Origin of the sequence: Amycolatopsis sp. 3B14, assembly GCF_050958625.1 — a bacterium.
Lineage (GTDB): Bacteria > Actinomycetota > Actinomycetes > Mycobacteriales > Pseudonocardiaceae > Amycolatopsis_E > Amycolatopsis_E thermoflava.
In genome coordinates, this window is record NZ_JBHZEN010000038.1 from 1 (window position 1) to 3009 (window position 3009).

Annotated in this window: 1 protein-coding gene; it reads right to left on the bottom strand. The window is 66.6% G+C overall.

Going from position 1 to position 3009, the window contains the following annotated elements:
• Nucleotides 1-180 precede the first annotated feature (180 nt).
• The coding region (gene dnaE / locus ACCP09_RS21475) for a DNA polymerase III subunit alpha (RefSeq protein ID WP_433749436.1) at nt 181-3009 on the bottom strand (2829 nt) is incomplete at its 5' end.

Genomic DNA, 3009 nt, shown 5'->3' on the forward strand with positions numbered 1-3009 from the left:
GAGACACCGCGTCAAGGCGGGAAAGCGTGCCTTGACCCGGTGGCTCGGCAACCGATTTGGCTGGGGATCGGGTTGCAGGAGGGGGCTGGCTCGTGGGGGGGTCGGCTTTCGTTGCCGGGTCTCCGTTGGGGTTGTGCTGGTGGGTGCGTTCCGTTGCCGGGTGTCCGTTGGTTCTGCTGTTTAGGTGCCGGCGGTGATGCCGGGGATGCCTTTCAGTTCACCCATCAGCATGGAGCTCACCTTGACCGGGTAGTCGTAAAGCGCGAAGGTCGTCTCGCGTTGTTTGCCTACCAGCTTCAAGCGGACGGGGGTGTCGCCGCGGTGGGCGAGCAGCGTGGACTTCAACTCGCCGACCACGCTCTTGTCCAGGCGCTCCGCCGTGCAGCGCAGCACGAGCGGGGGCTCGTCGTCGCCGTTGCCGATTTCCGACAGGTCCAGCGGTACCAGGCCGCCGCCGAAGACGGACATCTTGTCTTCGCGCCAGTTGACGCGGCCTTTGACCAGGACGGCGTTGTCCTCGATGAGGTCGGCCTGGAACAGGGCGTAGGACTTGGGGAAGAACAGCACCTCGAGCGAGGCGTCCATGTCCTCGACCGTGCAGATGGCCCAGGGTTCGCCCTTCTTGTTGACCCGGCGTTCCAGCGAGGTGATCAGGCCGGAGATGACCAGCTCGCCTTCCTTGGGCGGGTTGTCCAGGATCGCGGCGATCGGGCGCGGCGCGTGTTTGCGCAGGATCCGTTCGGCGCCGTCCAGCGGGTGGGCGGACACGTACAGGCCCAGCATCTCGCGCTCGTAGGCCAGCAGCTGTTTGCGCGGCCACTCCTCGTCGCCGAACTTCAGGTGCGCCAGCGGCGACGACGAGGGTGCGGGCTCGGCCGCGTCGCCGTCCCCGCCGAACGCCCCGAACAGGTCGAACTGGCCCATCGCCTCCTGGCGCTTGAGCGGCACGACCGCGTCGACCGCGTCCTCGTGCACCTGGATCATCGACAGGCGCGTGTTGCCGAGGCTGTCGAAGGCGCCGGCCTTGATCAGCGATTCGATGACCCGCTTGTTGCAGGCCACCAGCTCGGACTTGTCGAGGAAGTCGGTGAAGGAGGAGTACTTGCCCTTCTCCTGGCGGGTCTTGATGATCGACTCCACGACGTTGGCGCCGACGTTGCGGACGGCGCCCATGCCGAAGCGGATGTCGTCGCCGACCGCGGCGAAGCGCTGGCCGGATTCGTTGACGTCCGGGGGCAGCACCTTGATGCCGAGGCGGCGGCACTCGGAGAGGTAGACCGCGGACTTGTCCTTGTTGTCGCCCACCGAGGTGAGCAGCGCGGCCATGTACTCCGCGGTGTAGTTCGCCTTCAGGTACGCCGTCCAGTACGACACCAGGCCGTACGCGGCCGCGTGGCTCTTGTTGAACGCGTACCCGGCGAACGGGAGGATCGTGTCCCACAGCGCCTGGATGGCCTCGTCGGAGAAGCCGTTCTCCTTCATCCCGGCGTGGAAGCCCTCGAACTCCTTGTCGAGGACCTCCTTCTTCTTCTTGCCCATCGCGCGGCGCAGCACATCCGCTCGGCCCATCGAGTAGCCGGCGACCTTCTGCGCGATGTGCATGATCTGCTCCTGATAGACGATCAGGCCGTACGTGTCGGCCAGGATCTCCTTCAGGGGCTCTTCCAGCTCGGGGTGGATCGGCTTGACCTGCTGCCGGTTGTTCTTCCGGTCGGCGTAGTCGTTGTGTGCGTTCATGCCCATCGGACCGGGCCGGTACAGCGCGCCGACCGCGACGATGTCGTCGAACACCGTCGGCTGCATGCGGCGCAGCAGGTCCCGCATCGGGCCACCGTCCAGCTGGAACACGCCGAGCGTGTCACCGCGGGACAGCAGCTTGTAGGTCTCCGGGTCGTCGACGCCCAGGGTGTCCAGGTCGATGTCGATGCCGCGGTTGGCCTTGATGTTGTCGATGGCGTCACCGATGACGGTGAGGTTGCGCAGGCCCAGGAAGTCCATCTTCAACAGGCCGATGGCCTCGCAGGACGGGTAGTCCCACCCGGTGATGATCGACCCGTCGTCGCGCTGCCAGAGCGGGATGGCGTCCATCAGTGGTTCGCTGGACATGATGACCGCGCAGGCGTGCACGCCGGCGTTGCGGATCAGGCCCTCCAGGCCGCGGGCGGTGTTGAAGATCGTGGAGACCTCTTCGTCGGTCTCGATCAGCGTGCGGACCTCGGCCGCCTCGCCGTAGCGCTCGTGCTGCGGGTCCACGATGCCCGACAGCGGAATGTCCTTCGCCATGATCGGCGGCGGCAGCGCCTTGGAGATCTTGTCCGCGATCGCGTAACCCGGCTGGCCGAAGTGCACGCGCGCCGAGTCCTTGATCGCCGCCTTGGTCTTGATGGTGCCGAAGGTGATGACCTGGGCCACCTTGTCCGCGCCGTACTTCTCGGTGGCGTAGCGGATCATCTCGCCGCGGCGGCGGTCGTCGAAGTCGATGTCGATATCGGGCATCGACACGCGCTCGGGGTTGAGGAACCGCTCGAACAGCAGCTTCTGCGGGATCGGGTCCAGGTTCGTGATACCCAGGACGTAGGCGACCAGCGAACCCGCGGCCGAACCACGGCCGGGGCCGACGCGGATGCCGACCTTGCGGGCGTAGTTGATGAGGTCGGCGACGACCAGGAAGTAGGCCGGGAAGCCCTTCCCGATGATGACCTCGAGCTCCATGTCGAGCCGCTCGCGGTAGCCCTCGGGCGCGCCCTCCGGGAACCGCCACGCCAGGCCGCGGTCGACCTCGGCACGCAGCCACGACGCCTCGTCGTGCCCTTCGGGCACTTCGAAGACGGGCATGCGGTCCTTGTGGGTGTAGACGTCTTCGTAGGACTGGACGCGTTCGGCGATGAGCAGGGTGGAGTCGGCGGCGCCGGGGACCTCGGTGTCCCAGTACTCGCGCATCTCGGCGGCCGATTTCAGGTAGTAGCCGTCGCCGTCGAACTTGAACCGGTTCGGGTCGTTGAGGGTCTT